Here is a 21,833-nt window from a genome sequence, read left to right on the forward strand (position 1 = left end):
ATTATGACATATTTAGACGCTTTTAAATCAGGGAACTTGGTTTTACCGAGTGCCCTGCTCTTGCATTTTAAGGAACTCTTTCCTTCTAGCGATGATTTTCTGGTCTGGCAATTTTTCTATTTGCAAAATACGACAGGTTTGGAAGAAATGTCGCCGAGCCAGATTGCTGAAAGGATTGGCAAGGAAATTTCGGATGTCAACCAGTCTATTTCCAACTTGACAGAGAGGGGACTTCTCCAATATCGTACTATCGAATTAAATGGCGAAATTGAATTGCTCTTTGATGCTAGTCTAGCCTTGGAACGTTTGGATGACTTGCTTGGAGCTAGTGCTTCGAGTTCAGACCAGTTGACACCTCAAAACCAGCTTAAGGATTTGGTAGAGACCTTCCAGCAGGAGTTGGGACGCTTGTTGACGCCTTTTGAGATTGAGGATTTGACCAAGACCCTTAAGGAAGATGGAACCAGTGCTGACTTGATTAAGGAAGCTCTTCGTGAAGCTGTTTTGAATGGAAAACCAAACTGGAAGTACATTCAAGCTATTTTGAGAAACTGGCGCCATGAAGGTATCAAAAGTGTGGCTCAAATTGAGGCCAAGCGGGCAGAAAGAGAAGCAAGCAATCCTCAGTTGACACAGGTATCTGCAGATTTCAGAAATGCCATGGATCTTTGGAAAGATTAATCGTTGTAAGCAGGCTTGAAATCCGAGTAAGATTTGCAAGCTGTGTATAATTGTGATAAAATAAATAGAAAATAAATTGAAAAAAGAGGTATGTGAAATGTCACGTAAACCATTTATCGCTGGTAACTGGAAAATGAACAAAAATCCAGAAGAAGCTAAAGCATTTGTTGAAGCAGTTGCATCAAAACTTCCTTCATCAGACCTTGTTGAAGCAGGGATCGCTGCTCCAGCTCTTGATTTGACAACTGTACTTGCTGCTGCTAAAGGTTCAAACCTTAAAGTTGCTGCTCAAAACTGCTACTTTGAAAATGCAGGTGCTTTCACTGGTGAAACTAGCCCACAAGTTTTGAAAGAAATCGGTACTGACTACGTTGTTATCGGTCACTCAGAACGCCGTGACTACTTCCATGAAACTGACGAAGATATCAACAAAAAAGCAAAAGCAATCTTTGCAAACGGTATGCTTCCAATCATCTGTTGTGGTGAGTCGCTTGAAACTTACGAAGCTGGTAAAGCTGCTGAGTTTGTAGGTGCTCAAGTATCTGCTGCATTGGCTGGATTGACTGCTGAACAAGTTGCTGCATCAGTTATCGCTTATGAGCCAATCTGGGCTATCGGTACTGGTAAATCAGCTTCACAAGACGATGCACAAAAAATGTGTAAAGTTGTTCGTGACGTTGTAGCTGCTGACTTTGGTCAAGAAGTTGCGGACAAAGTTCGTGTTCAATACGGTGGTTCTGTTAAACCTGAAAACGTTGCTTCATACATGGCTTGCCCAGACGTTGACGGTGCCCTTGTTGGTGGTGCGTCACTTGAAGCTGAAAGCTTCTTGGCATTGCTTGACTTTGTAAAATAATTAGTAAGTAGCAAAAGCTAGGTGGAACAGCATTCAGATGTCTGTTCCATTTTTTGTAGGGGAGGAAAGATTGAAAACAAAGATTGGAAAAATTGGATTAGCAGGTGCCTTTTTGCTTGGATTAGCAGTCAATCAAGTGGCTGCAAATGAAGCTGAAGTGAAAGCCTCTTCGGAAGAAAGCAGTGTGCAAGCTTCTTTTAGCAAGGTAGAAGAAAAGAAATCAGAAACAACTGCAAGTCAAAAAGAAGAAGAGAAAAAAGTTGAGACTTCTTCTAGTCAGCGTCCAGAGAAAGAGGAAGCAGTCAAAGAGACGAGAGCTAGTAGTCAGAAAGAAGAAAGCAAACCAAGTTCAACATCAGCACACTGGGAGGGTGACTTCTATGTAAAAGCAGATGGTTCAAAAGCTAAGAGTGAGTGGATTTTTGATACTAGTTATAATAGCTGGTTCTATATAAAAGCAGATGGTCGTTATGCCCAAAAAGAATGGCATGGGAACTACTACCTCAAAGCAGGTGGTTACATGGCTAAAAATGAATGGGTTTACGATAGCAATTATAAGAGCTGGTTCTACCTCAAGGCAGATGGTTCTTATGCAGAACAAGAATGGCAGAAAATTAATGGCAAATGGTACTATTTCAAGAAATGGGGCTATATGGCTAAAAGTCAGTGGCAAGGAAATTATTTCTTGAATGGTCAAGGTGCCATGATGCAAAACGAATGGCTTTACGATCCAGCTTATTCTTCTTATTTCTATCTTAAGGCAGATGGTTCTTACGCTAATGAACAGTGGCAAAAGATTGATGGCAAGTGGTATTATTTCAAGAAGTGGGGTTACATGGCCAAAGATGAGTGGTATGGGAACTACTATCTTACTGAAAGTGGTGCTATGGCAATAGGTGAGTTAATTATGGACGATACTCGCTATACTTTTACTGATTCAGGGGAACTGAAAGAAAAGAAAGCCTTGAATGTTGGTTGGGTTTATCGAAACGGACACCGTTACTTCTTTAATCATCGTGAAGAACAAGTTGGAACAGACCGTGCTAAGAAGGTTATTGATGTCAGTGAGCATAATGGCCGCATTAGTGATTGGAAAAAGGTTATCCAGGAAAATGGAGTTGACGGCGTTATTGTTCGCTTGGGATATAGTGGTGTAGAAGATAAGGAATTGGCTTATAATATTCAAGAATTTAATCGACTAGGCATTCCTTATGGTGTTTATCTTTATACCTATGCAGAAAATGAAACAGATGCTGAGAATGATGCCAAACAGACTATTGAACTCTTGAAAAAATACAAGATGAACTTGTCTTATCCAATTTACTATGATGTTGAAAACTGGGAATATGAAAATAAATCTAAGAAAGCTCCATCAGATACAGACACTTGGGTTAAAATCATCAATAAGTATATGGAAACCATGAAAAAAGCAGGTTATCAAAATGTGAAAGTTTATAGCTATCGTCAACTTTTACAAACTCGTTTGAATCATCCAAATATTTTACAACATGTAAACTGGGTTGCGGCCTATACGGATGCGCTTGATTGGAATAATCCTCATTATTCAGGAGAAAAAGGATGGCAATATACTTCATCTGACTCTCTTAAAGGGATTCGGGGTCATGTTGATGTTAGCGTCTGGTATTAAGATGTAAAACTTAGAAAAGAGCCTACAAATTGTATGCTCTTTTCTTTATTTTATCTCTGTTAAGAGAGTTTGAAAGTGACTGGATTTCATTCTAAAAAATTCTTAAATTATCAGTCTATTGCAACTTTTCTCATGTGAGTCATTTGGCTTGCTATTGGTTTTCCTTAGTAGTATACTAAGGTAGTAATCATTAAGAAGTGGTTACAAATAATAATGAATGAGGTAAAATAAAATGGTAGAATTGAAAAAAGAAGCAGTAAAAGACGTAACATCATTGACAAAAGCAGCGCCAGTAGCATTGGCAAAAACAAAGGAAGTATTGAACCAAGCTGTTGCTGATTTGTATGTGGCCCATGTGGCTTTGCACCAAGTACACTGGTACATGCGTGGTCGTGGTTTCCTTGTATGGCATCCAAAAATGGATGAGTATATGGAAGCTCTTGATGGTCAATTGGATGAAATCAGCGAACGCTTGATTACACTTGGTGGTAGCCCATTCTCTACATTGACAGAATTCCTTCAAAACAGTGAAATCGAAGAAGAAGCTGGTGAATACCGTAATGTTGAAGAAAGCTTGGAACGTGTCCTTGCTATCTACCGTTACTTGTCAGAACTCTTCCAAAAAGGTTTGGATGTCACTGATGAAGAAGGTGACGATGTGACAAACGGTATCTTTGCAGATGCTAAAACTGAAACTGATAAAACAATCTGGATGCTTGCGGCAGAACTTGGACAAGCACCTGGTTTGTAAGAAATAATAGCAACATATATAAATCTGTAAGAAATTTCTTACAGATTTTTTCTATCTTGTAAGCTATCCCAAACCAGTCTTTTTTTGAGTTTTTTGATAAAATAGTACTATCAGTAAAAAGGATGGAAGCATGACTAAGAAAATCGTAGCTATTTGGGCCCAGGATGAAGATGGTGTAATTGGGAAGGACAATCGTCTGCCTTGGCATTTACCAGCAGAACTGCAACACTTCAAAGAAACAACTCTGAATCATGCTATCTTGATGGGGCGTGTGACCTTTGATGGAATGGGGCGTCGCTTGCTTCCCAAACGGGAAACCTTGATTTTGACGCGTAATTCTGAAGAAAAGATAGACGGGGTTGCTACTTTTTATGATGTTCAGTCTGTCTTGGACTGGTATCAGGCTCAAGATAAGAATCTTTATATTTTAGGTGGAAAGCAAATTTTTCAAGCTTTTGAACCCTACCTTGACGAAGTGATTGTGACTCACATTCATGCTCGGGTGGAAGGAGATACCTATTTCCCTGAAGAGTTTGACCTGTCTATTTTTGAGACGGTTTCAAGCAAATCCTATACCAAAGATGAGAAAAATCCTTATGATTTTACCATCCAATACCGCAAGAGAAAGGAAGTCTAATGGAACGTAGTATATTTGGTTTTTTCACAGCCATGCTGTGTTTGGTCTGCTTGCTTGCAGGGGCACAGGCTTTTCGTAAAAAGCGCTATGGACTTTCTGTCCTGCTCTGGTTAAATGCCTTTACCAATTTGGTCAATAGTATCCATGCTTTTTACATGACCTTATTTTAGATAGAATGACAGTATAGAATAGAACGGAAGGAAATCATGCCTACAAATAGGAATAATGATATGATGGTTTATTGCTCATTTTGTGGCAAAAGCCAAGAAGAAGTACAAAAAATAATCGCTGGCAACAATGCCTTTATCTGTAATGAATGTGTGGAGTTGGCCCAGGAAATCATTCGTGAGGAGTTGGCGGAAGAAGTCTTGGCAGACTTGTCTGAGGTACCAAAACCAATTGAACTCCTCCATATCTTGAACCACTATGTAATTGGTCAAGATCGTGCCAAGCGTGCCTTGGCAGTGGCGGTTTACAACCACTACAAACGTATCAATTTTCACGATACGCGAGAAGAGTCAGAAGATGTAGATTTGCAGAAGTCAAACATCTTGATGATTGGCCCAACTGGTTCAGGGAAAACTTTCCTTGCTCAGACCTTGGCTAAGAGCTTGAATGTACCTTTTGCGATTGCGGATGCGACAGCTCTTACTGAGGCTGGTTATGTAGGTGAGGACGTGGAAAACATCCTTCTCAAACTATTGCAGGCTGCTGACTTTAACATTGAACGTGCAGAGCGTGGCATTATTTATGTGGATGAAATTGACAAGATTGCCAAGAAGAGTGAGAACGTGTCTATCACACGTGATGTTTCTGGTGAAGGGGTGCAACAAGCCCTTCTCAAGATTATCGAGGGAACTGTTGCTAGCGTACCGCCTCAAGGTGGACGCAAGCATCCACAACAAGAGATGATTCAAGTGGATACTAAAAACATCCTCTTCATCGTGGGTGGTGCCTTTGATGGTATTGAAGAAATTGTCAAACAACGTCTGGGTGAAAAAGTCATCGGATTTGGTCAAAATAATAAAGCGATTGATGAAAATAGCTCTTACATGCAAGAAATCATCGCAGAAGATATTCAAAAATTTGGTATTATCCCTGAGTTGATTGGACGTTTGCCTGTCTTTGCTGCTCTTGAGCAATTGACGGTTGATGACTTGGTTCGTATCTTGAAAGAGCCAAGAAATGCCTTGGTTAAACAATATCAAACCTTGCTTTCTTATGATGATGTCGAGTTGGAATTTGACGACGAAGCCCTTCAAGAAATCGCCAATAAGGCCATCGAACGGAAGACAGGTGCGCGTGGTCTTCGCTCAATTATTGAAGAAACCATGCTAGACGTCATGTTTGAAGTACCGAGTCAGGAAAATGTGAAATTGGTTCGCATCACAAAAGAAGCTGTCGATGGAACGGATAAACCAATCTTGGAAACAGCCTAGAGGTGACTATGGAAATCAATACACACAATGCTGAAATCTTGCTCAGTGCGGCGAATAAATCCCACTACCCACAGGATGAACTGCCAGAGATTGCCCTAGCAGGGCGTTCAAATGTTGGCAAGTCTAGCTTTATCAACACCATGCTGAACCGCAAGAATCTAGCCCGAACATCAGGTAAACCTGGTAAAACCCAGCTTCTCAACTTCTTTAATATCGATGATAAGATGCGCTTTGTGGATGTGCCTGGTTATGGCTATGCCCGTGTTTCTAAAAAGGAACGTGAAAAGTGGGGGAGCATGATTGAGGAGTACCTAACGACTCGGGAAAATCTCCGTGCAGTGGTCAGTCTAGTTGACCTTCGTCATGACCCGTCAGCAGATGATGTACAGATGTATGAATTTCTCAAATACTATGAGATTCCGGTTATCATCGTTGCGACTAAGGCAGATAAGATTCCTCGTGGTAAGTGGAACAAGCACGAATCAGCAATCAAAAAGAAATTAAACTTTGACCCAAGTGACGACTTTATCCTCTTTTCATCTGTCAGCAAGGCAGGGATGGATCAAGCTTGGGATGCAATTTTAGAAAAATTATGAGGTAAAGAAATGGCAAAAACAATTCATACAGACAAAGCTCCAAAGGCTATCGGACCATATGTTCAAGGAAAAATCGTTGGCAACCTTTTGTTTGCTAGTGGTCAAGTTCCTCTATCTCCTGAAACTGGGGAAATCGTTGGAGAAACGATCCAAGAACAGACAGAACAAGTCTTGAAAAACATCGGTGCTATTTTGGCAGAAGCAGGAACAGACTTTGACCATGTTGTCAAAACAACTTGCTTCTTGAGCGATATGAACGACTTTGTTCCTTTTAACGAGGTTTACCAAACGGCCTTTAAAGAGGAATTTCCAGCTCGTTCAGCTGTGGAGGTAGCTCGTCTTCCTCGTGATGTAAAAGTCGAAATCGAAGTCATCGCAGAGATTGGATAAGCTAGTTGAAGTTTGGTGTTGCCAAACTTCTTTTGATATAAGGAGAAAAAGATGACAAAGAAACAACTTCACTTGGTGATTGTGACAGGGATGAGTGGTGCTGGGAAAACAGTTGCCATTCAGTCCTTCGAAGATTTGGGTTATTTTACTATTGATAATATGCCGCCAGCTCTCTTGCCTAAGTTTTTGCAGTTGGTTGAAACAAAGGAAGACGACCATAAGTTGGCTTTGGTAGTGGATATGCGTAGCCGTTCTTTCTTCTCAGAGATTCAAGCTGTTTTGGATGAGTTGGAAAACAAGGAAGAACTGGACTTTAAAATTCTCTTTTTGGATGCAGCTGATAAGGAATTGGTCGCTCGTTACAAGGAAACTAGACGAAGTCACCCTCTAGCTGCAGATGGACGGATTTTGGATGGAATCAAGCTGGAACGTGAACTCTTGGCGCCTTTGAAAAATATGAGTCAAAATGTGGTGGATACGACTGAACTCACTCCACGTGAGCTACGTAAAACCATTGCAGAGCAGTTTTCAGACCAAGAACAAGCCCAGTCTTTCCGTATCGAAGTTATGTCTTTTGGCTTTAAATATGGAATCCCGATTGATGCAGACTTGGTTTTTGATGTCCGTTTCTTGCCAAATCCATACTACCTTCCAGAACTGCGAAACCAAACGGGTGTAGATGAACCAGTTTATGACTATGTCATGAATCATCCTGAGTCAGAAGACTTTTATCAACATTTGTTGACCTTGATTGAACCGATTTTGCCAAGTTACCAAAAGGAAGGGAAGTCCGTTTTGACTATCGCCATGGGGTGTACGGGTGGTCAACACCGTAGTGTGGCTTTTGCTAAACGCTTGGCGCAAGACTTATCCAAGAATTGGCCTGTTAATGAAGGGCATCGCGACAAAGACCGAAGAAAGGAAACGGTAAACCGTTCATGAGAAAACCAAAGATAACGGTGATTGGTGGAGGGACTGGTATCCCCGTCATTCTTAAAAGTCTGCGTGAAAAAGATGTGGAAATCGCTGCTATCGTAACGGTGGCAGATGATGGTGGTTCATCAGGTGAACTCCGAAAAAATATGCAGCGGTTGACACCGCCAGGTGATCTTCGTAATGTCCTGGTAGCCATGTCGGATATGCCTAAGTTTTATGAGAAAGTCTTTCAGTATCGCTTTTCTGAAGATGCTGGAGCCTTTGCTGGACATCCGCTGGGAAATCTCATTATCGCTGGCCTGTCAGAAATGCAGGGTTCGACCTATAATGCCATGCAGTTGTTGAGCAAATTTTTCCATACAACTGGGAAGATTTATCCTTCCAGTGACCATCCTTTGACCCTGCATGCAGTTTTTCAGGATGGGACAGAAGTGGCTGGAGAGAGTCATATTGCAGACCATACAGGCATGATTGACCACGTCTATGTGACCAATACCCTCAACGATGATACGCCTCTAGCCAGTCGTCGAGTGGTGCAGACCATTCTTGAAAGTGACATGATTGTACTCGGACCTGGTTCTCTATTTACCTCGATTTTGCCCAATATCGTGATTAAGGAAATTGGGCAGGCGCTTTTGGAGACCAAGGCAGAAATCGCTTATGTCTGCAATATCATGACCCAACGTGGGGAGACGGAACACTTTACAGATAGTGACCACGTGGAGGTTTTGCATCGCCACCTTGGTCGAGCTTTTATCGATACTGTCTTGGTGAATATTGAAAAAGTGCCGCAGGAATACATGAATTCCAACCGTTTTGATGAATACTTGGTGCAGGTGGAACATGATTTTGCTGGTCTTTGTAAGCAAGTTCCACGCGTGATTTCATCTAATTTCCTCCGTCTGGAAAATGGAGGTGCCTTCCACGATGGAGATTTGATTGTGGATGAGTTGATGCGGATTATACAGGTGAGAAAATGAGTTTCACAGTAGCAGTAAAAGAAGAAATCTTGAGTCAGCACCATCTGAGTCGGCATGAATTATCTGCCATTATCAAGATGTCTGGAAGTATCGGTCTTTCGACTTCGGGCTTGACCTTGTCAGTCGTGACAGAAAATGCCAAACTGGCTCGGCACCTCTATGAGTCCTTTCTCCATTTTTATGAAATCAAATCGGAAATCCGACATCACCAAAGAAGTAATCTTCGTAAGAATCGGGTCTATACCGTTTTTACAGATGAAAAGGTGCAGGACCTTCTGAGTGATTTGCACTTGGCAGACTCCTTTTTTGGTCTAGAAACGGGTATTGATGAGGCGATCTTATCGGATGAGGAAGCCGGTCGTGCCTATCTTTGTGGCGCTTTCTTGGCAAATGGCAGCATTCGTGATCCTGAATCGGGTAAGTACCAGTTGGAAATCAGTTCTGTTTATTTGGACCACGCGCAAGGGATTGCCTCCCTTCTCCAGCAGTTTTTGCTGGATGCCAAGGTGCTTGAGCGCAAGAAGGGAGCTGTGACTTATCTCCAGCGAGCCGAAGATATTATGGACTTCTTGATAGTTATTGGAGCCATGAAGGCGCGTGACGATTTTGAGCGAGTTAAGATTTTGCGTGAAACCCGTAACGACCTTAATCGGGCTAATAATGCTGAAACGGCCAATATTGCTCGAACAGTTTCTGCTAGCATGAAGACCATCAACAATATCAGTAAAATCAAAGATATCATGGGCTTAGAAAATCTGCCAGTGGATTTGCAGGAGGTAGCGCAGTTGCGGATTCAACACCCAGACTATTCTATTCAGCAGTTAGCTGATAGCCTTAGCGCCCCTCTGACCAAAAGTGGTGTTAACCACAGACTCAGAAAAATCAATAAGATAGCCGATGAGTTATAAAGATATAAAACACCTCTTTCTTGACAATTAAATAGAGTATGTGAGATAATAAAGGGGAATTGAGAAGTTCTAGCATTTTAGTGCTAACAGAAATCCCCTCGGTACTGCAATACTGAGGGGATTTTTTTCTGGGTTAGATAGCACTAACCAGGAAGGTTACTTGTCGAAGTGATCGTCTAACCAACGAGTCACCAGCCATGAGATGATACTCTCGATGACTGCGATAAGTACTATTTTGAGAAGTTCTAGCATCTGTAATACCTCCTTTTCCAAGGCGTATTGTTAGTGCCGTCCCTATTATATCACATGTTTTATCAGTTTGATAGGCATTTTTATTTTTGTTAAAGAAGGGGGAAATATGATCTAACAAATTAGCCGATGAATTATAAAACCACGAATCCTATGTGACTCGTGGTTCTTTTTTATAAACTAGTAGAGTGTTTTGGTTGTACTTTTTGCTCTGGGTCAATGTAGTTGATGGCATTGTTAACAGCGGTTGGTGCTTCTCCAAGCCCTGTCGCAATCAAGTCAATTTTTCCGTCATAGTAGCAACAGTCACCGATAGCATAGATACCTGCTTGGCTAGATTCTTGCTTGCTGTTGACGATAATCTTGTGGCGGTTGAGGTCCAGACCCCAGTTTTTAAGGTTACCAACAGAAGATTTGAAACCATAGTTGACAAAGAGGTGGTCTAGGTCAATAGTGTCTGTTTCATCAGATTTTACTTTTGTGATTTCAAGTTTATCGAGAGTTTTCCCATCTCCAAGGAGTTGGCTAGGGACGAATGGTGTCTTGATGGTCACAGAAGATTCCTGCAAGGCTTGGACACTGTGTTCCAAGGCACGGAAATTATCTCTGCGGTGAACAAGGGTTGTTGGTGCAATTTTTTCAAAAGCCAAGGCCCAATCCACAGCCGAGTCTCCTCCACCAAGAATCGTCACTTTCTTACCAGCATATTGCTGGATGTTGGAAACGTGGTAGTGGATATTTTCATAGCCTTCAACGCCTTCTAGTTCCAGAGGACGTGGTTTGAAGGCGCCGCCACCCATAGCAATGATAACTGTTTTAGACAGGTGACTTCCTTTAGAAGTTGTGATGACAAATCCTTCTTCTTGTTTTTCAATCTCAAGAACCGTTTCATTGAGATGAATAGGGGTATCAAAGCCGTTTAACTGTTCAATCAAGCGGTTAGTCAACTCTTCTCCAGTCAGGTTTGGGAAACCTGGGACGTCTAAAATTTCCTTTTCAGGATAGAGAATGGCAGGTTGTCCACCGAGTTGGGGAAGAGAGTCGATAATTTGGACCTTGGCTTGGCGTAGATGGGCATAAAAGGCCGCAAAAAGCCCGACGGGACCACCACCTACAATGGTAATATCATAGAGTTGAGACATGGTTTCTCCTTTGTTTTTTCTAGTCATACTCTTCGAAAATCAAGTTCAAACCACGTCAGCGTCGCCTTACCGTACTCAAGTACAGCCTGCGGCTAGCTTCCTAGTTTGCTCTTTGATTTTCATTGAGTATCAGTTTATTTTATCATATTTTTTCTTTAATTTAAAATGAAGTAGGATAGGGAAAAAAATGCCAGAAAAATGGTATAATAGAAAGGAACGTGTTTGGACAGAGAGGAGACAGCAGATGAACTTTCAACAATTATCCAACCTGCAATATTGGACTAGCTTGTTTTCTAGTCCTTGGAGTATTGCCATCAATGTGTTTGATATTTTGATTGTGGCCTATATTTTATATCGTTTTACAAAAGCTATAGCTGGTACCAAGATTATGATTTTGGTGCGGGGGGTTGTGATCTTTGTATTAGCCCAGGTTGTGGCCAATATCCTTGGTTTAACAACGATTTCTTGGTTGATTAATCAGATTATCACCTATGGAGTCATTGCTGCAGTTGTGATCTTCTCTCCAGAGATTCGGACTGGTTTGGAACGTTTGGGAAGGGCGACAGATTTCTTTTCTACTGCTCAAATTAGTGCAGAGGAGCAAATGATTCGTGCCTTTGTCAAGTCGGTTGAATATATGAGTCCTCGTAAGATTGGTGCTCTGGTTGCCATCCAACGAGTTCGGACCTTGCAAGAATACATTGCGACAGGGATTCCTTTGGATGCCAATATTTCAGCTGAACTCCTTATTAATATCTTTATCCCCAACACTCCCCTACACGATGGTGCTGTGATTATCAGAGAAAATCGGATTGCAGTCACCTCTGCCTATCTACCCTTAACAGAAAGCACAGGGATTTCAAAGGAATTTGGGACCAGACACCGGGCGGCTATCGGTTTGTCAGAAGTATCCGATGCCTTGACCTTCATCGTCTCAGAGGAAACAGGTGGCATTTCTATTACCTATAACGGTGTTTTCAAGCACGACTTGACGATTGAAGAATTTGAAGCAGAGCTACGAGCAATTCTTTTGCCAGCCGTTGAGGAAAAAGTCAGTTTCAAGGACCGTTTGTTAGGAGGTTGGAAATATGAGAAAAAATAGTCTATACATCATTTCATCTCTCTTTTTTGCTTGTATCTTATTCATCTATGCAACGTCAACCAACTTTCAAAATAGTAATACCGCAAGGCAGGTTAAATCAGAAACTTACACCAATACGATAACGAACGTTCCTATCGTTATTCACTATGATAATGACCAGTATTTCATTAGTGGATTTGCATCAGAGGTTTCAGTTGTGCTGACAGGAGCCAATCGTGTGACCTTGGCCAGCGAAATGCAGGAAAGTACTCGTAAGTTTAAGGTAACTGCTGATTTGACGGATGCCAGTGTTGGAACGATTGAAGTTCCCTTGAATATTGAAAATCTTCCAAGCGGATTGACTGCTGTGGCAACGCCTCAAAAGATCACAGTGAAAGTTGGGAAGAAGGTTAAGCGAGATGGGATGATTGTTGTGCCACAAGTTGACCAAAGCCAGATTGATTCCAAGCTACAAATTGATAGTGTAACCGTGTCAAATGAACGGGTCTCTGTCACAACTGACCAAGAAACACTAGCTAAAATTGATCGTATTATTGCGCTTTTACCAACCAGCGAACGCATAACAGGTAATTACAGTGGTTCAGTACCTTTGCAGGCAATCGACCGTAATGGTGTTGTCTTACCAGCGGTGATTACTCCATTTGATACGACAATGAAGGTCACTACAAAACCTGTGGGTACAAGTTCAAACACATCAAATTCAACTACAAGCAGTTCGTCGGAGACATCTTCGTCAACGAAAGCAACTAGTTCAAAAACGAATTAAAAATAGGAAAAGGATTTTATAAAAATGGGTAAATATTTTGGGACTGATGGAGTCCGTGGAGAAGCTAACGTAGAACTAACGCCAGAATTGGCCTTTAAACTAGGACGTTTTGGAGGCTATGTTCTTAGCCAACATGAAACGGAAGCACCGAAAGTTTTTGTGGGACGTGATACACGTATTTCTGGGGAAATGCTAGAATCTGCCTTGGTAGCTGGTCTTCTTTCAGTTGGTATTCACGTATACAAACTAGGTGTTTTGGCAACACCAGCAGTAGCTTACTTGGTAAAAACTGAAGGAGCAAGTGCTGGTGTCATGATTTCTGCTAGCCACAATCCAGCCCTTGATAATGGAATTAAGTTCTTTGGCGGTGATGGCTTCAAACTGGACGATGAAAAAGAAGCAGAAATTGAAGCCTTGCTAGACGCTGCGGAAGATACTCTTCCTCGTCCAAGTGCAGAAGGCTTGGGAACCTTGGTAGATTATCCAGAAGGCTTGCGTAAGTATGAAGGCTATCTTGTTTCAACTGGAACTCCTCTTGAGGGAATGAAGGTTGCCTTGGACACAGCAAACGGTGCGGCGTCTACAAGTGCCCGTCAAATCTTTGCAGACCTTGGCGCTCAATTAACTGTTATCGGGGAAACACCAGATGGTCTTAACATCAACCTTAATGTTGGTTCAACTCACCCAGAAGCTCTTCAAGATGTGGTCAAAGAAAGCGGCTCAGCTATTGGTTTGGCCTTTGACGGAGACAGTGACCGTTTGATTGCTGTTGATGAAAATGGCGACATCGTTGATGGTGACAAGATTATGTACATCATCGGGAAATACCTTTCTGAAAAAGGACAATTGGCCCAAAATACAATCGTGACAACTGTTATGTCCAACCTTGGTTTCCACAAGGCCTTGGACCGTGAAGGCATTAACAAGGCAGTCACTGCAGTTGGCGACCGCTATGTTGTGGAAGAAATGAGAAAATCAGGCTACAACCTCGGTGGTGAACAGTCTGGTCACGTCATCTTGATGGACTACAATACAACGGGTGATGGTCAATTATCAGCTGTCCAATTGACAAAAATCATGAAGGAAACTGGTAAGAGCTTGTCAGAGTTGGCAGCAGAAGTAACCATCTATCCACAAAAATTAGTCAATATCCGAGTGGAAAATGCCATGAAGGAAAAGGCTATGGAAGTGCCAGCTATCAAGGTTATCATCGAGAAGATGGAAGCTGAAATGGCGGGGAATGGCCGTATCCTTGTTCGCCCAAGTGGAACAGAGCCTCTTTTGCGTGTTATGGCAGAAGCGCCTACAACAGAAGAAGTGGACTACTATGTTGATACCATCGCAGACGTAGTCCGAGCTGAAATCGGGATTGACTAAATCCTAGAAAACTAGATGAAAATAAAAAATTATGGTACAATAGCTTATAATATTGTAGCCGAGGGAGAAAGACATGAATCTTAAACGTGAACAAGAATTTGTTAGTCAGTATCATTTTGATGCGCGTAATTTTGAATGGGAAAATGAAAATGGAGCTCCTGAAACTAAGGTGGATGTGAACTTCCAATTAATTCAACATGACCAAGAAAATCAAGTGACTTCCTTGATTGTTATCTTGAGTTTTATGATTGTATTTGATAAATTTGTCATCAGTGGAACCATTTCACAGGTGAACCATATCGATGGTCGTATTGTTAACGAACCAAGTGAATTGAACCAAGAAGAAGTGGAAACCTTGGCTCGTCCATGTTTGAACATGCTCAACCGTTTGACTTATGAAGTAACTGAAATTGCATTAGACTTACCAGGAATCAATTTGGAGTTCTAATATGAAATTAGCTGTTATCACAGATTCCTCTGCCTATCTCAGTGCAGATACCTTGCAAAGAGAAGATTTATTTGTCTTGGATATTCCTGTTAATATTGATGGTGAGGAGTATGTCGAAGGGATCAATCTGACTGCTGAGGAATTTTACCAAAAAATGGCTCAGGCTTCTGAATTGCCTAAGACCAGTCAACCAAGTATTGCCAAGTTAGATGAGATTCTAACTTCGCTTAAAGAACAAGGCTATACACATGCTTTGGGGCTTTTCCTATCTTCTGGAATTTCAGGTTTTTACCAAAATATCCAGTACATGGTCGATGATTATGAGGGATTAACCATTGCCTTCCCAGACACTTTGATTACAAGTGCTCCTCTGGGTATCATGGTTGAAAGTGTCTTTAACTGGCGAGACCAGGGTGATGACTTTGCCATTATTCAGGATAAGCTAGCTATCCAAATTAGTCACACATCTGCTTTCATCATGGTCGATGATTTGGACCACTTGGTTAAAGGTGGACGCCTTTCAAATGGAGCTGCGATTTTGGGCAATCTGCTAAGCATTAAGCCAATCCTTTATTTCAACGACCAAGGTGTGATTGAAGTTTACGAAAAAGTTCGTACTGAAAAGAAAGCAACCAAGCGCTTAATTGAAATCATCAAGGAAGCCACAGCTTCAGGCCAATACCGTGTCATTGTCATTCACGGGAATGCTCCTGAAAAGGCTGAAGAATTGCGTCAGCACTTGCTAGATTCTGAAGTGGGTACGGATATTTCACTTGCTACATTTGGTAGTGTCATTGGAACACACCTAGGTGCAGGCAGTATTGCTCTGGGTTATATTCCAGTGATTTAGTTGGCACTTCTAGACTAGTTAAGAAGTTAGCAAATGAACACGCCTGGAACCTTGTGTGAAAAAGACAGTTCTTTCAAGGAGTAGACACTCTTTGATCAGAACTCCTATTTTCACTTTGTGTTCTTACAGGCTTTGTATCTTGGAAATTGAACATGGACTATCTGCCTCTTGAAAAAAGATGACTGCCTTGACTTTCATGGAAAGTCAGCCCCATTCCCTATTTTTCATGGGTAGCTAAGGTCCTTTGTATCTTAGACAGGAGTAGAGATGAGTATTCGAGTAATTATTGCTGGTTTTAAGGGAAAGATGGGCCAGGCTGCTTGCCAGATGGTCTTGACTGATTCAGATTTGGACTTGGTAGCAGTTTTGGATCCCTTTGAGTCTGAATCAGAATGGCAGGGTATTCCTGTTTTCAAGGATAAAGCTGATTTGGTCGGTTTTGAAGCGGATGTCTGGGTAGATTTTACTACACCAGCTGTTGCCTATGAAAATACACGTTTTGCTCTTGAAAATGGCTTTGCTCCAGTAGTTGGAACAACAGGTTTCACAAGTGAAGAAATTGCAGAGCTAAAAGAATTTTCTCGTGCCCAAGATTTGGGTGGTTTGATCGCTCCTAACTTTGCCTTGGGTGCTGTTTTACTCATGCAATTTGCAAGGCAGGCTGCTAAATATTTCCCAAATGTGGAGATTATCGAGCTCCATCATGACAAGAAAAAGGATGCTCCGAGTGGAACTGCTATTAAAACAGCTGAGTTAATGGCAGAAGTTCGAGAGTCTATCCAGCAGGGTGCAGCAGATGAGGAAGAATTGATTGCAGGTGCCCGTGGTGCTGACTTTGATGGCATGCGCATCCACTCAGTTCGTTTGCCAGGCTTAGTAGCCCATCAGGAAGTCATTTTTGGCAATCAGGGAGAAGGATTGACACTCCGTCATGACTCCTATGATCGCAGCTCCTTCATGACAGGGGTGAATTTGGGAATCAAAGAAGTTGTCAAGCGTCATGAGCTTGTCTATGGATTAGAACACTTATTATGAGATTAACGCAAATGCCTTCTGAATTTCAGAAGGCTTTACCAGTATTAGAAAAAATCAAAGAAGCAGGATTTGAAGCCTATTTTGTTGGGGGATCTGTTCGAGATGCCCTCCTCAATCGTCCCATCCACGATGTGGATATTGCGACGTCTTCGTATCCAGAAGAAACCAAGCAGATTTTTCCGCGAACAGCCGATATCGGAATCGAGCATGGAACTGTCTTGGTCTTAGATGGGGACGAGGAGTATGAAGTAACCACTTTTCGGACAGAGGATGTTTATGTGGACTATCGTAGACCCAGTGCGGTTTCCTTTGTGCGTTCGCTAGAAGAAGACCTCAAGCGCCGCGATTTCACAGTCAATGCCTTTGCTTTGGACGAGACAGGAGAAATCATTGACTTGTTCCATGGTTTAGAAGATTTGGAAAAGCAAGTCTTACGAGCAGTTGGAGTGGCTAGTGAGCGTTTCAACGAAGATGCTTTGCGGATTATGCGTGGTTTCCGTTTTCAGGCCAGTCTTGGCTTTGAACTTGAGCCAGAAACATTTGAAGCTATGAAGACCTTGACACCGCTTTTGGAGAAAATTTCTGTAGAGCGTACCTTCGTCGAGTTTGATAAACTCTTGCTGGCTCCATTTTGGAGAAGGGGTTTGGCTTCCATGATTGAGAGTCAAGCTTATGACTATCTCCCTGATATGGCAGCTAGCCAGGACAAGCTCAATAGACTGTTTGATTTGGAGACTGATTTCACCTTTGAATCTTCAGAGCAAGCTTGGGCGGCTTTACTGTCGGCTTTGGAGATTGAAAATGCGCAGCCATTTTTGAAGGCTTGGAAGACCTCACGCCAGTTTGCCAAGCAAGTTCAGGATTTACTGACTATTTTGGCCTTGCGTGAAAAGGGAGAATTGAGCAAGCGCGATTGTTACCGCTTTGACTTGGATTTGCTTTTACAGGCTGAAAATCTTCGTCAGGCTCAAGGGAAACCAGTCAACCCACAAACCATCACAGAAACCTATCAGAGTTTGAACATTCATGACAAGAAAGAAATTCAGATTAATGGTGGCATTTTGATTAAGGAATATGGCTATCAACCAGGTCCAGACTTGGGAGAGATTTTAACAGAGATTGAATATGCCATTGTCGATGGAGAATTGGAAAATGACCGTCAAGCCATCCATGCTTATCTGAGGGAGAAAAAATGAGTGATTTTATCGTTGAAAAACTAAGTAAATCCGTCGGTGACAAGACCGTTTTTAAGGATATTTCCTTTATCATCCATGACCTAGACAGAATCGGTCTGATTGGTGTCAATGGGACTGGCAAGACCACCCTTTTAGATGTCCTTTCTGGTGTTTCTGGCTTTGATGGGGATGTCAGTCCTTTTTCAGCTAAAAATGATTACCAGATTGGTTACTTGACTCAAGATCCTGATTTTGATGATAGCAAGACGGTCTTGGATACGGTCCTATCCAGCGACCTCAAGGAAATCCAGCTTATTCGTGAGTATGAGTTGATCATGCTCAACTACAGTGAGGATAAGCAGGCTCGTTTGGAACGGGTCATGGCAGAGATGGATTCTCTACAAGCTTGGGAAATTGAGAGTCAGGTCAAGACGGTTCTCAGCAAGCTGGGGATTCAGGACTTATCGACTCCAGTTGGGGAATTGTCAGGTGGTTTGAGAAGACGCGTCCAGTTGGCGCAAGTCTTACTTGGCAACCACGACCTCTTGCTTCTGGATGAGCCAACCAACCATCTGGACATTGCGACCATTGAGTGGCTGACCCTCTTTTTAAAAAATTCTAAGAAAACTGTCCTTTTTATTACCCACGACCGTTATTTCCTAGACGCTTTGTCAACTCGGATTTTCGAATTGGATCGCGCAGGCTTGACCGAATATCAGGGCAATTATCAGGACTATGTTCGCCTAAAGGCGGAACAGGATGAGCGCGACGCGGCTCTTCTTCACAAAAAAGAACAACTCTACAAACAAGAATTGGCCTGGATGCGCAGACAACCGCAGGCGCGTGCGACCAAGCAGCAGGCTCGTATCAATCGTTTCCACGACCTGAAAAAGGAAGTTTCAGGCGGCGTTGTTGAAACAGATTTGACCATGAACTTTGAAACCAGTCGGATTGGGAAGAAAGTTATCGAGTTTCAGGATGTTTCTTTTGCCTATGAAAACAAGCCCATTTTGCAAGATTTTAATCTCTTGGTGCAGGCTAAAGACCGTATTGGAATCGTTGGGGACAATGGTGTTGGGAAATCAACCCTGCTCAACCTGATTGCAGGAAGTCTTGAGCCAACTAAAGGACAAGTTGTGATTGGGGAAACTGTTCGTATCGCCTATTTCTCTCAACAAATTGAGGGCTTGGATGAAAGCAAGCGAGTGATCAATTACTTGCAGGAAGTGGCAGAAGAGGTCAAGACCAGCGGTGGTTCTACGACTTCGATTGCAGAGCTGCTGGAGCAGTTTCTTTTCCCACGTTCGACGCATGGAACCTTGATTGAGAAATTGTCAGGGGGAGAGAAAAAACGTCTTTATCTTCTCAAATTGCTCTTGGAAAAACCAAATGTTCTTCTTTTAGATGAGCCAACCAATGATTTGGATATTGCAACCTTGACAGTTTTGGAGAATTTCTTGCAAGGCTTTGCTGGTCCAGTTTTGACAGTTAGCCATGACCGTTATTTCTTGGATAAGGTAGCGACCAAGATTCTCGCTTTTGAGGATGGTAAAATTCGTCCTTTCTTTGGTCATTACACCGACTATCTTGATGAAAAAGCCTTTGAAACAGAGATGGCCAATCAAGTGCAAAAGGCCGAAAAGGAGAAAGTGGTCAAGGTCCGTGAAGACAAGAAACGCATGACCTACCAAGAAAAGCAGGAGTGGGCAAGTATTGAAGGCGATATTGAAGCTTTGGAAAACCGTATCGCTGCTATTGAAGAGGAGATGCAGGCTAATGGGTCCGACTTTGGTAAGCTGGCTACTCTCCAAAAAGAACTAGATGAGAAAAACGAAGCACTCCTTGAAAAATACGAACGCTATGAATATTTAAGTGAGTTGGCATGATGGAAGAAAAAGTCATTAAACGTAGTCCCAAGAAAATCATTTGGAATGCCTTGTTTGGTCTTTTCTTCTTGTTACCTCTCTATTATCTCTATTCGTATTCGCAAAAGGGGACCAGACTTCATACGATAAGTCTTTTGTTTATGCTGGTTTTACTTTTTTTGGGTGTAGTAGTAGTTTATCTGACTTACAGACTTTTAAGTTTGGACAAGGAGTATTTGAGATTTACTGTTCAGGGATTTTACTACAAACCGAATCCAAAGAAATCGAGTCATTTCTATGCTTGGGCTGATGTAGAGGAATTTTCCTTCTCTCGGATTGGAGGGAAGTATAGGAATTCCTATCAGATTGAAGTTTATTTTAAAAACAAGGACAATGCGAGATCCCAATCACTTCTATCTTTACTGAAGAGAAGTTGTTTCCCTTTTTATCAGTCAGCAGATTTGATTATCCCTATCATTTTACTAGATGTAGATTTTCCTGAAAGGGTCTATGAGGCCATGAAGTACTATGAAAGGGAATGGCGTATCGAGCAAAATCGTCAAGCAAGGAAATAGACAAAACAAGCTTCTAAAACCAAATCTTCCAAATGCTTATAAGATAGTTTAGGTTAAAGAAAATCAATCAAAAAAGCCCTATCCACTGGATAGGGTTACTGTTTGTCTTCTTTTTTGGTTTCTTGATGAAAGACATTTTGCCAAGTTTCGTGGCGACGCCAGATACTGGTATGGACGATACCATCTAACTCATAGCTGATGAGTTTGGTCTTTTGACTGATGGAAGTGATTTGAATATCCTTGATAGCTGAATTTAACTCTTTTTCGGCTTTATAGGCCTCTTTATCCATCTGATTTCCATCTTGGCGAATATAGACAAAATCATCAGCCAAGAGTTCTTCCAGTTGATTTCCTTGGTCAATCAATTGTTCACGCATGAGCAATTTTTTATAGACATTGTCTAAAATTTCATCCTCAGGGATAGGTGCTGGTTCGATATGGACATCGGTATCAAAGACTCCAAAACGTTCTTCCAGCATAGACTCGACTTGATCCGCGATTTCATGACTCTCAAAAACAGACAAGTCAGGATTCATTTCTAACGTAATATCCAGGTAGATGTTGCTACCGTAGGTACGACCTCTTTGGGACTTAACCTTGCTGATTTTGGGAATTTCCATGATGGCCTTTTGATAATCCTCAAGCAGACGGTCGTCAAAACCATCTGAAAGACTAAAGGAAGACTCGATGAAGATATCATAGGCAGTTTTCAAGATAAAGAAAGTGATGATGATAGCGACCAGTTTATCCACAATGGGATAATTGAAACTGCTGGCCAGTATGGCAATGGTGGTACCAAGTGAGGTAACAGCATCAGAAAGATTGTCCTTGGCGGCAGCCTTCAGGGCCTTGGAGTTGGATTTCTTACTGAGGCGAGTGTTGTAGAGATACACCACAAACATAATCGTTGCAGAAATGATTCCTAGAGTTGCACCCAGAGGATCAATAACCGTTTCTTCTCGACTGAGAATCTTCTGAATGGTATCACGAAGTACATCGAAGCCGACATAGAACATGATGATAGAAGTGATCAAGCTAGCCAAATCTTCAATCTTCCAGTGACCGAAACGGTGGTCCCGGTCTGCAGGCTGGCGCGCCATCCGTATCCCAATTAAGAGGGCCACATTTCCAATGATATCCGATACGTTGTTAAAACCATCGGCCACCAAACTGGATGAATGAAGGAGGTGGCCAGTTGCTAATTTGGCTGCAGACAAGATCAAATAGGTCGAAATACTGATAATAGCGCCGCGCTCAGCTAACTTGAGATTTGAAATAGATTGCTTCATTCAACTTCCTTTCTAGTCAGATAGTATTTTACCATTATACTGGTTTTTAAGGGAAAATTCAAATAAGGCAGTTTTTAGTCTTTGAAAACTGTTCTAAATTTGGTATAATAGTACTACTCAAGGGAGTAGCTGGCAGAA

General features: G+C 42.0%; 23 protein-coding genes. 21 read left to right on the forward strand and 2 right to left on the reverse strand.

The window, feature by feature from the left end; genetic code table 11:
- Nucleotides 1-3: 3 nt before the first annotated feature.
- The 12 genes from ACERDH_RS05980 (at nucleotide 4) to whiA (ending at nucleotide 9,822) form a co-directional block, all read left to right on the forward strand.
- A complete protein-coding gene (locus tag ACERDH_RS05980; RefSeq protein ID WP_166736352.1) occupies nucleotides 4-681 on the forward strand; it encodes a DnaD domain-containing protein in 678 nt (225 codons plus the stop codon).
- A 97-nt stretch (nucleotides 682-778) separates the two neighbouring features.
- A complete protein-coding gene (tpiA, locus tag ACERDH_RS05985) occupies nucleotides 779-1,537 on the forward strand; it encodes a triose-phosphate isomerase (protein WP_000087893.1) in 759 nt (252 codons plus the stop codon).
- Nucleotides 1,538-1,574: 37 nt separating this feature from the next.
- On the forward strand, nucleotides 1,575-3,185 hold the full coding sequence (gene lytC / locus ACERDH_RS05990) for a choline binding-anchored murein hydrolase LytC (protein WP_386684634.1): 1,611 nt from the start codon (nucleotides 1,575-1,577) through the stop codon (nucleotides 3,183-3,185).
- Between the two features lie 232 nt (nucleotides 3,186-3,417).
- Nucleotides 3,418-3,936: a Dps family protein gene (locus tag ACERDH_RS05995; protein WP_000229881.1), complete on the forward strand. Its 519-nt coding sequence runs from the start codon at nucleotides 3,418-3,420 to the stop codon at nucleotides 3,934-3,936.
- A gap of 130 nt (nucleotides 3,937-4,066) precedes the next feature.
- Nucleotides 4,067-4,573 carry a dihydrofolate reductase gene (locus ACERDH_RS06000; RefSeq protein ID WP_386684638.1) on the forward strand — a complete coding sequence of 169 codons (507 nt, stop codon included), beginning with the start codon at nucleotides 4,067-4,069 and terminating at the stop codon, nucleotides 4,571-4,573.
- Entirely contained in the window at nucleotides 4,573-4,743 is a 171-nt protein-coding gene (locus ACERDH_RS06005) for a hypothetical protein (protein ID WP_000442260.1), read from the forward strand. The genes ACERDH_RS06000 and ACERDH_RS06005 overlap by 1 nt, the downstream gene beginning before the upstream one ends.
- Nucleotides 4,744-4,779: 36 nt before the next feature.
- Nucleotides 4,780-6,012 (forward strand): ATP-dependent Clp protease ATP-binding subunit ClpX, encoded by a 1,233-nt coding sequence (clpX, locus tag ACERDH_RS06010; protein ID WP_012972566.1) that lies wholly within the window; start codon nucleotides 4,780-4,782, stop codon nucleotides 6,010-6,012.
- A gap of 8 nt (nucleotides 6,013-6,020) precedes the next feature.
- Nucleotides 6,021-6,608, forward strand: a complete 588-nt coding sequence (yihA, locus tag ACERDH_RS06015; RefSeq protein ID WP_386684647.1) for a ribosome biogenesis GTP-binding protein YihA/YsxC — start codon at nucleotides 6,021-6,023, stop codon at nucleotides 6,606-6,608.
- Between the two features lie 9 nt (nucleotides 6,609-6,617).
- Nucleotides 6,618-6,998, forward strand: a complete 381-nt coding sequence (locus ACERDH_RS06020) for a RidA family protein (RefSeq protein ID WP_001140420.1) — start codon at nucleotides 6,618-6,620, stop codon at nucleotides 6,996-6,998.
- A 51-nt stretch (nucleotides 6,999-7,049) separates the two neighbouring features.
- Entirely contained in the window at nucleotides 7,050-7,940 is an 891-nt protein-coding gene (rapZ, locus tag ACERDH_RS06025) for an RNase adapter RapZ (protein ID WP_033681524.1), read from the forward strand.
- The gene (locus tag ACERDH_RS06030; RefSeq protein WP_033681525.1) at nucleotides 7,937-8,914 is read left to right on the forward strand and encodes a YvcK family protein; all 978 of its coding nucleotides are present in this window, start codon (nucleotides 7,937-7,939) and stop codon (nucleotides 8,912-8,914) included. Before rapZ ends, ACERDH_RS06030 begins: the two co-directional genes overlap by 4 nt.
- Nucleotides 8,911-9,822, forward strand: coding sequence for a DNA-binding protein WhiA (gene whiA / locus ACERDH_RS06035; RefSeq protein WP_386684653.1), 912 nt, complete (start codon nucleotides 8,911-8,913; stop codon nucleotides 9,820-9,822). The genes ACERDH_RS06030 and whiA overlap by 4 nt, the downstream gene beginning before the upstream one ends.
- Before the next feature lie 422 nt (nucleotides 9,823-10,244).
- Here the strand turns inward: whiA and ACERDH_RS06040 are convergent, their stop codons facing one another.
- Nucleotides 10,245-11,213 (reverse strand): NAD(P)/FAD-dependent oxidoreductase, encoded by a 969-nt coding sequence (locus tag ACERDH_RS06040; RefSeq protein ID WP_386684656.1) that lies wholly within the window; start codon nucleotides 11,211-11,213, stop codon nucleotides 10,245-10,247.
- A 244-nt stretch (nucleotides 11,214-11,457) separates the two neighbouring features.
- Here ACERDH_RS06040 and cdaA point away from each other — a divergent pair, with 244 nt between their 5' ends.
- The 9 genes from cdaA (at nucleotide 11,458) to ACERDH_RS06085 (ending at nucleotide 20,406) form a co-directional block, all read left to right on the forward strand.
- Nucleotides 11,458-12,315, forward strand: a complete 858-nt coding sequence (gene cdaA, locus ACERDH_RS06045) for a diadenylate cyclase CdaA (protein WP_001011075.1) — start codon at nucleotides 11,458-11,460, stop codon at nucleotides 12,313-12,315.
- Nucleotides 12,302-13,081, forward strand: coding sequence for a CdaR family protein (locus ACERDH_RS06050; protein WP_237447312.1), 780 nt, complete (start codon nucleotides 12,302-12,304; stop codon nucleotides 13,079-13,081). The genes cdaA and ACERDH_RS06050 overlap by 14 nt, the downstream gene beginning before the upstream one ends.
- A gap of 24 nt (nucleotides 13,082-13,105) precedes the next feature.
- Nucleotides 13,106-14,458: a phosphoglucosamine mutase gene (glmM, locus tag ACERDH_RS06055; protein ID WP_049511120.1), complete on the forward strand. Its 1,353-nt coding sequence runs from the start codon at nucleotides 13,106-13,108 to the stop codon at nucleotides 14,456-14,458.
- 73 nt (nucleotides 14,459-14,531) lie between these two features.
- Nucleotides 14,532-14,906: a DUF1149 family protein gene (locus ACERDH_RS06060; RefSeq protein WP_001050079.1), complete on the forward strand. Its 375-nt coding sequence runs from the start codon at nucleotides 14,532-14,534 to the stop codon at nucleotides 14,904-14,906.
- 1 nt (nucleotide 14,907) lies between these two features.
- Nucleotides 14,908-15,756: a DegV family protein gene (locus ACERDH_RS06065; RefSeq protein WP_386684662.1), complete on the forward strand. Its 849-nt coding sequence runs from the start codon at nucleotides 14,908-14,910 to the stop codon at nucleotides 15,754-15,756.
- Between the two features lie 267 nt (nucleotides 15,757-16,023).
- On the forward strand, nucleotides 16,024-16,791 hold the full coding sequence (dapB, locus tag ACERDH_RS06070; RefSeq protein WP_386684665.1) for a 4-hydroxy-tetrahydrodipicolinate reductase: 768 nt from the start codon (nucleotides 16,024-16,026) through the stop codon (nucleotides 16,789-16,791).
- Nucleotides 16,788-17,987 carry a CCA tRNA nucleotidyltransferase gene (locus ACERDH_RS06075; RefSeq protein ID WP_386684668.1) on the forward strand — a complete coding sequence of 400 codons (1,200 nt, stop codon included), beginning with the start codon at nucleotides 16,788-16,790 and terminating at the stop codon, nucleotides 17,985-17,987. Before dapB ends, ACERDH_RS06075 begins: the two co-directional genes overlap by 4 nt.
- On the forward strand, nucleotides 17,984-19,852 hold the full coding sequence (locus ACERDH_RS06080) for an ABC-F family ATP-binding cassette domain-containing protein (RefSeq protein ID WP_020901721.1): 1,869 nt from the start codon (nucleotides 17,984-17,986) through the stop codon (nucleotides 19,850-19,852). The genes ACERDH_RS06075 and ACERDH_RS06080 overlap by 4 nt, the downstream gene beginning before the upstream one ends.
- Entirely contained in the window at nucleotides 19,849-20,406 is a 558-nt protein-coding gene (locus ACERDH_RS06085) for a hypothetical protein (RefSeq protein ID WP_020901722.1), read from the forward strand. The genes ACERDH_RS06080 and ACERDH_RS06085 overlap by 4 nt, the downstream gene beginning before the upstream one ends.
- A 95-nt stretch (nucleotides 20,407-20,501) precedes the next feature.
- Here the strand turns inward: ACERDH_RS06085 and mntE are convergent, their stop codons facing one another.
- Complete coding sequence (gene mntE, locus ACERDH_RS06090) at nucleotides 20,502-21,695, reverse strand: CDF family manganese efflux transporter MntE (RefSeq protein WP_020901723.1); 1,194 nt, start codon at nucleotides 21,693-21,695, stop codon at nucleotides 20,502-20,504.
- Between the last annotated feature and the right edge of the window lie 138 nt (nucleotides 21,696-21,833).

Origin of the sequence: Streptococcus bovismuti (genome assembly GCF_042436615.2) — a bacterium.
In the GTDB taxonomy this organism is placed as follows: domain Bacteria; phylum Bacillota; class Bacilli; order Lactobacillales; family Streptococcaceae; genus Streptococcus.

Excerpts from the sequence above, each read along its gene's own strand:
- ACERDH_RS05980 (WP_166736352.1), top strand. The coding sequence starts at position 4 with ATGACATATTTAGACGCTTTTAAATCAGGGAACTTGGTTTTACCGAGT.
- tpiA (WP_000087893.1), top strand. The coding sequence starts at position 779 with ATGTCACGTAAACCATTTATCGCTGGTAACTGGAAAATGAACAAAAAT.
- lytC (WP_386684634.1), top strand. The coding sequence starts at position 1,575 with ATGTCTGTTCCATTTTTTGTAGGGGAGGAAAGATTGAAAACAAAGATT.
- ACERDH_RS05995 (WP_000229881.1), top strand. The coding sequence starts at position 3,418 with ATGGTAGAATTGAAAAAAGAAGCAGTAAAAGACGTAACATCATTGACA.
- ACERDH_RS06000 (WP_386684638.1), top strand. The coding sequence starts at position 4,067 with ATGACTAAGAAAATCGTAGCTATTTGGGCCCAGGATGAAGATGGTGTA.
- ACERDH_RS06005 (WP_000442260.1), top strand. The coding sequence starts at position 4,573 with ATGGAACGTAGTATATTTGGTTTTTTCACAGCCATGCTGTGTTTGGTC.
- clpX (WP_012972566.1), top strand. The coding sequence starts at position 4,780 with ATGCCTACAAATAGGAATAATGATATGATGGTTTATTGCTCATTTTGT.
- yihA (WP_386684647.1), top strand. The coding sequence starts at position 6,021 with ATGGAAATCAATACACACAATGCTGAAATCTTGCTCAGTGCGGCGAAT.
- ACERDH_RS06020 (WP_001140420.1), top strand. The coding sequence starts at position 6,618 with ATGGCAAAAACAATTCATACAGACAAAGCTCCAAAGGCTATCGGACCA.
- rapZ (WP_033681524.1), top strand. The coding sequence starts at position 7,050 with ATGACAAAGAAACAACTTCACTTGGTGATTGTGACAGGGATGAGTGGT.
- ACERDH_RS06030 (WP_033681525.1), top strand. The coding sequence starts at position 7,937 with ATGAGAAAACCAAAGATAACGGTGATTGGTGGAGGGACTGGTATCCCC.
- whiA (WP_386684653.1), top strand. The coding sequence starts at position 8,911 with ATGAGTTTCACAGTAGCAGTAAAAGAAGAAATCTTGAGTCAGCACCAT.
- ACERDH_RS06040 (WP_386684656.1), bottom strand. The coding sequence starts at position 11,213 with ATGTCTCAACTCTATGATATTACCATTGTAGGTGGTGGTCCCGTCGGG.
- cdaA (WP_001011075.1), top strand. The coding sequence starts at position 11,458 with ATGAACTTTCAACAATTATCCAACCTGCAATATTGGACTAGCTTGTTT.
- ACERDH_RS06050 (WP_237447312.1), top strand. The coding sequence starts at position 12,302 with ATGAGAAAAAATAGTCTATACATCATTTCATCTCTCTTTTTTGCTTGT.
- glmM (WP_049511120.1), top strand. The coding sequence starts at position 13,106 with ATGGGTAAATATTTTGGGACTGATGGAGTCCGTGGAGAAGCTAACGTA.
- ACERDH_RS06060 (WP_001050079.1), top strand. The coding sequence starts at position 14,532 with ATGAATCTTAAACGTGAACAAGAATTTGTTAGTCAGTATCATTTTGAT.
- ACERDH_RS06065 (WP_386684662.1), top strand. The coding sequence starts at position 14,908 with ATGAAATTAGCTGTTATCACAGATTCCTCTGCCTATCTCAGTGCAGAT.
- dapB (WP_386684665.1), top strand. The coding sequence starts at position 16,024 with ATGAGTATTCGAGTAATTATTGCTGGTTTTAAGGGAAAGATGGGCCAG.
- ACERDH_RS06075 (WP_386684668.1), top strand. The coding sequence starts at position 16,788 with ATGAGATTAACGCAAATGCCTTCTGAATTTCAGAAGGCTTTACCAGTA.
- ACERDH_RS06080 (WP_020901721.1), top strand. The coding sequence starts at position 17,984 with ATGAGTGATTTTATCGTTGAAAAACTAAGTAAATCCGTCGGTGACAAG.
- ACERDH_RS06085 (WP_020901722.1), top strand. The coding sequence starts at position 19,849 with ATGATGGAAGAAAAAGTCATTAAACGTAGTCCCAAGAAAATCATTTGG.
- mntE (WP_020901723.1), bottom strand. The coding sequence starts at position 21,695 with ATGAAGCAATCTATTTCAAATCTCAAGTTAGCTGAGCGCGGCGCTATT.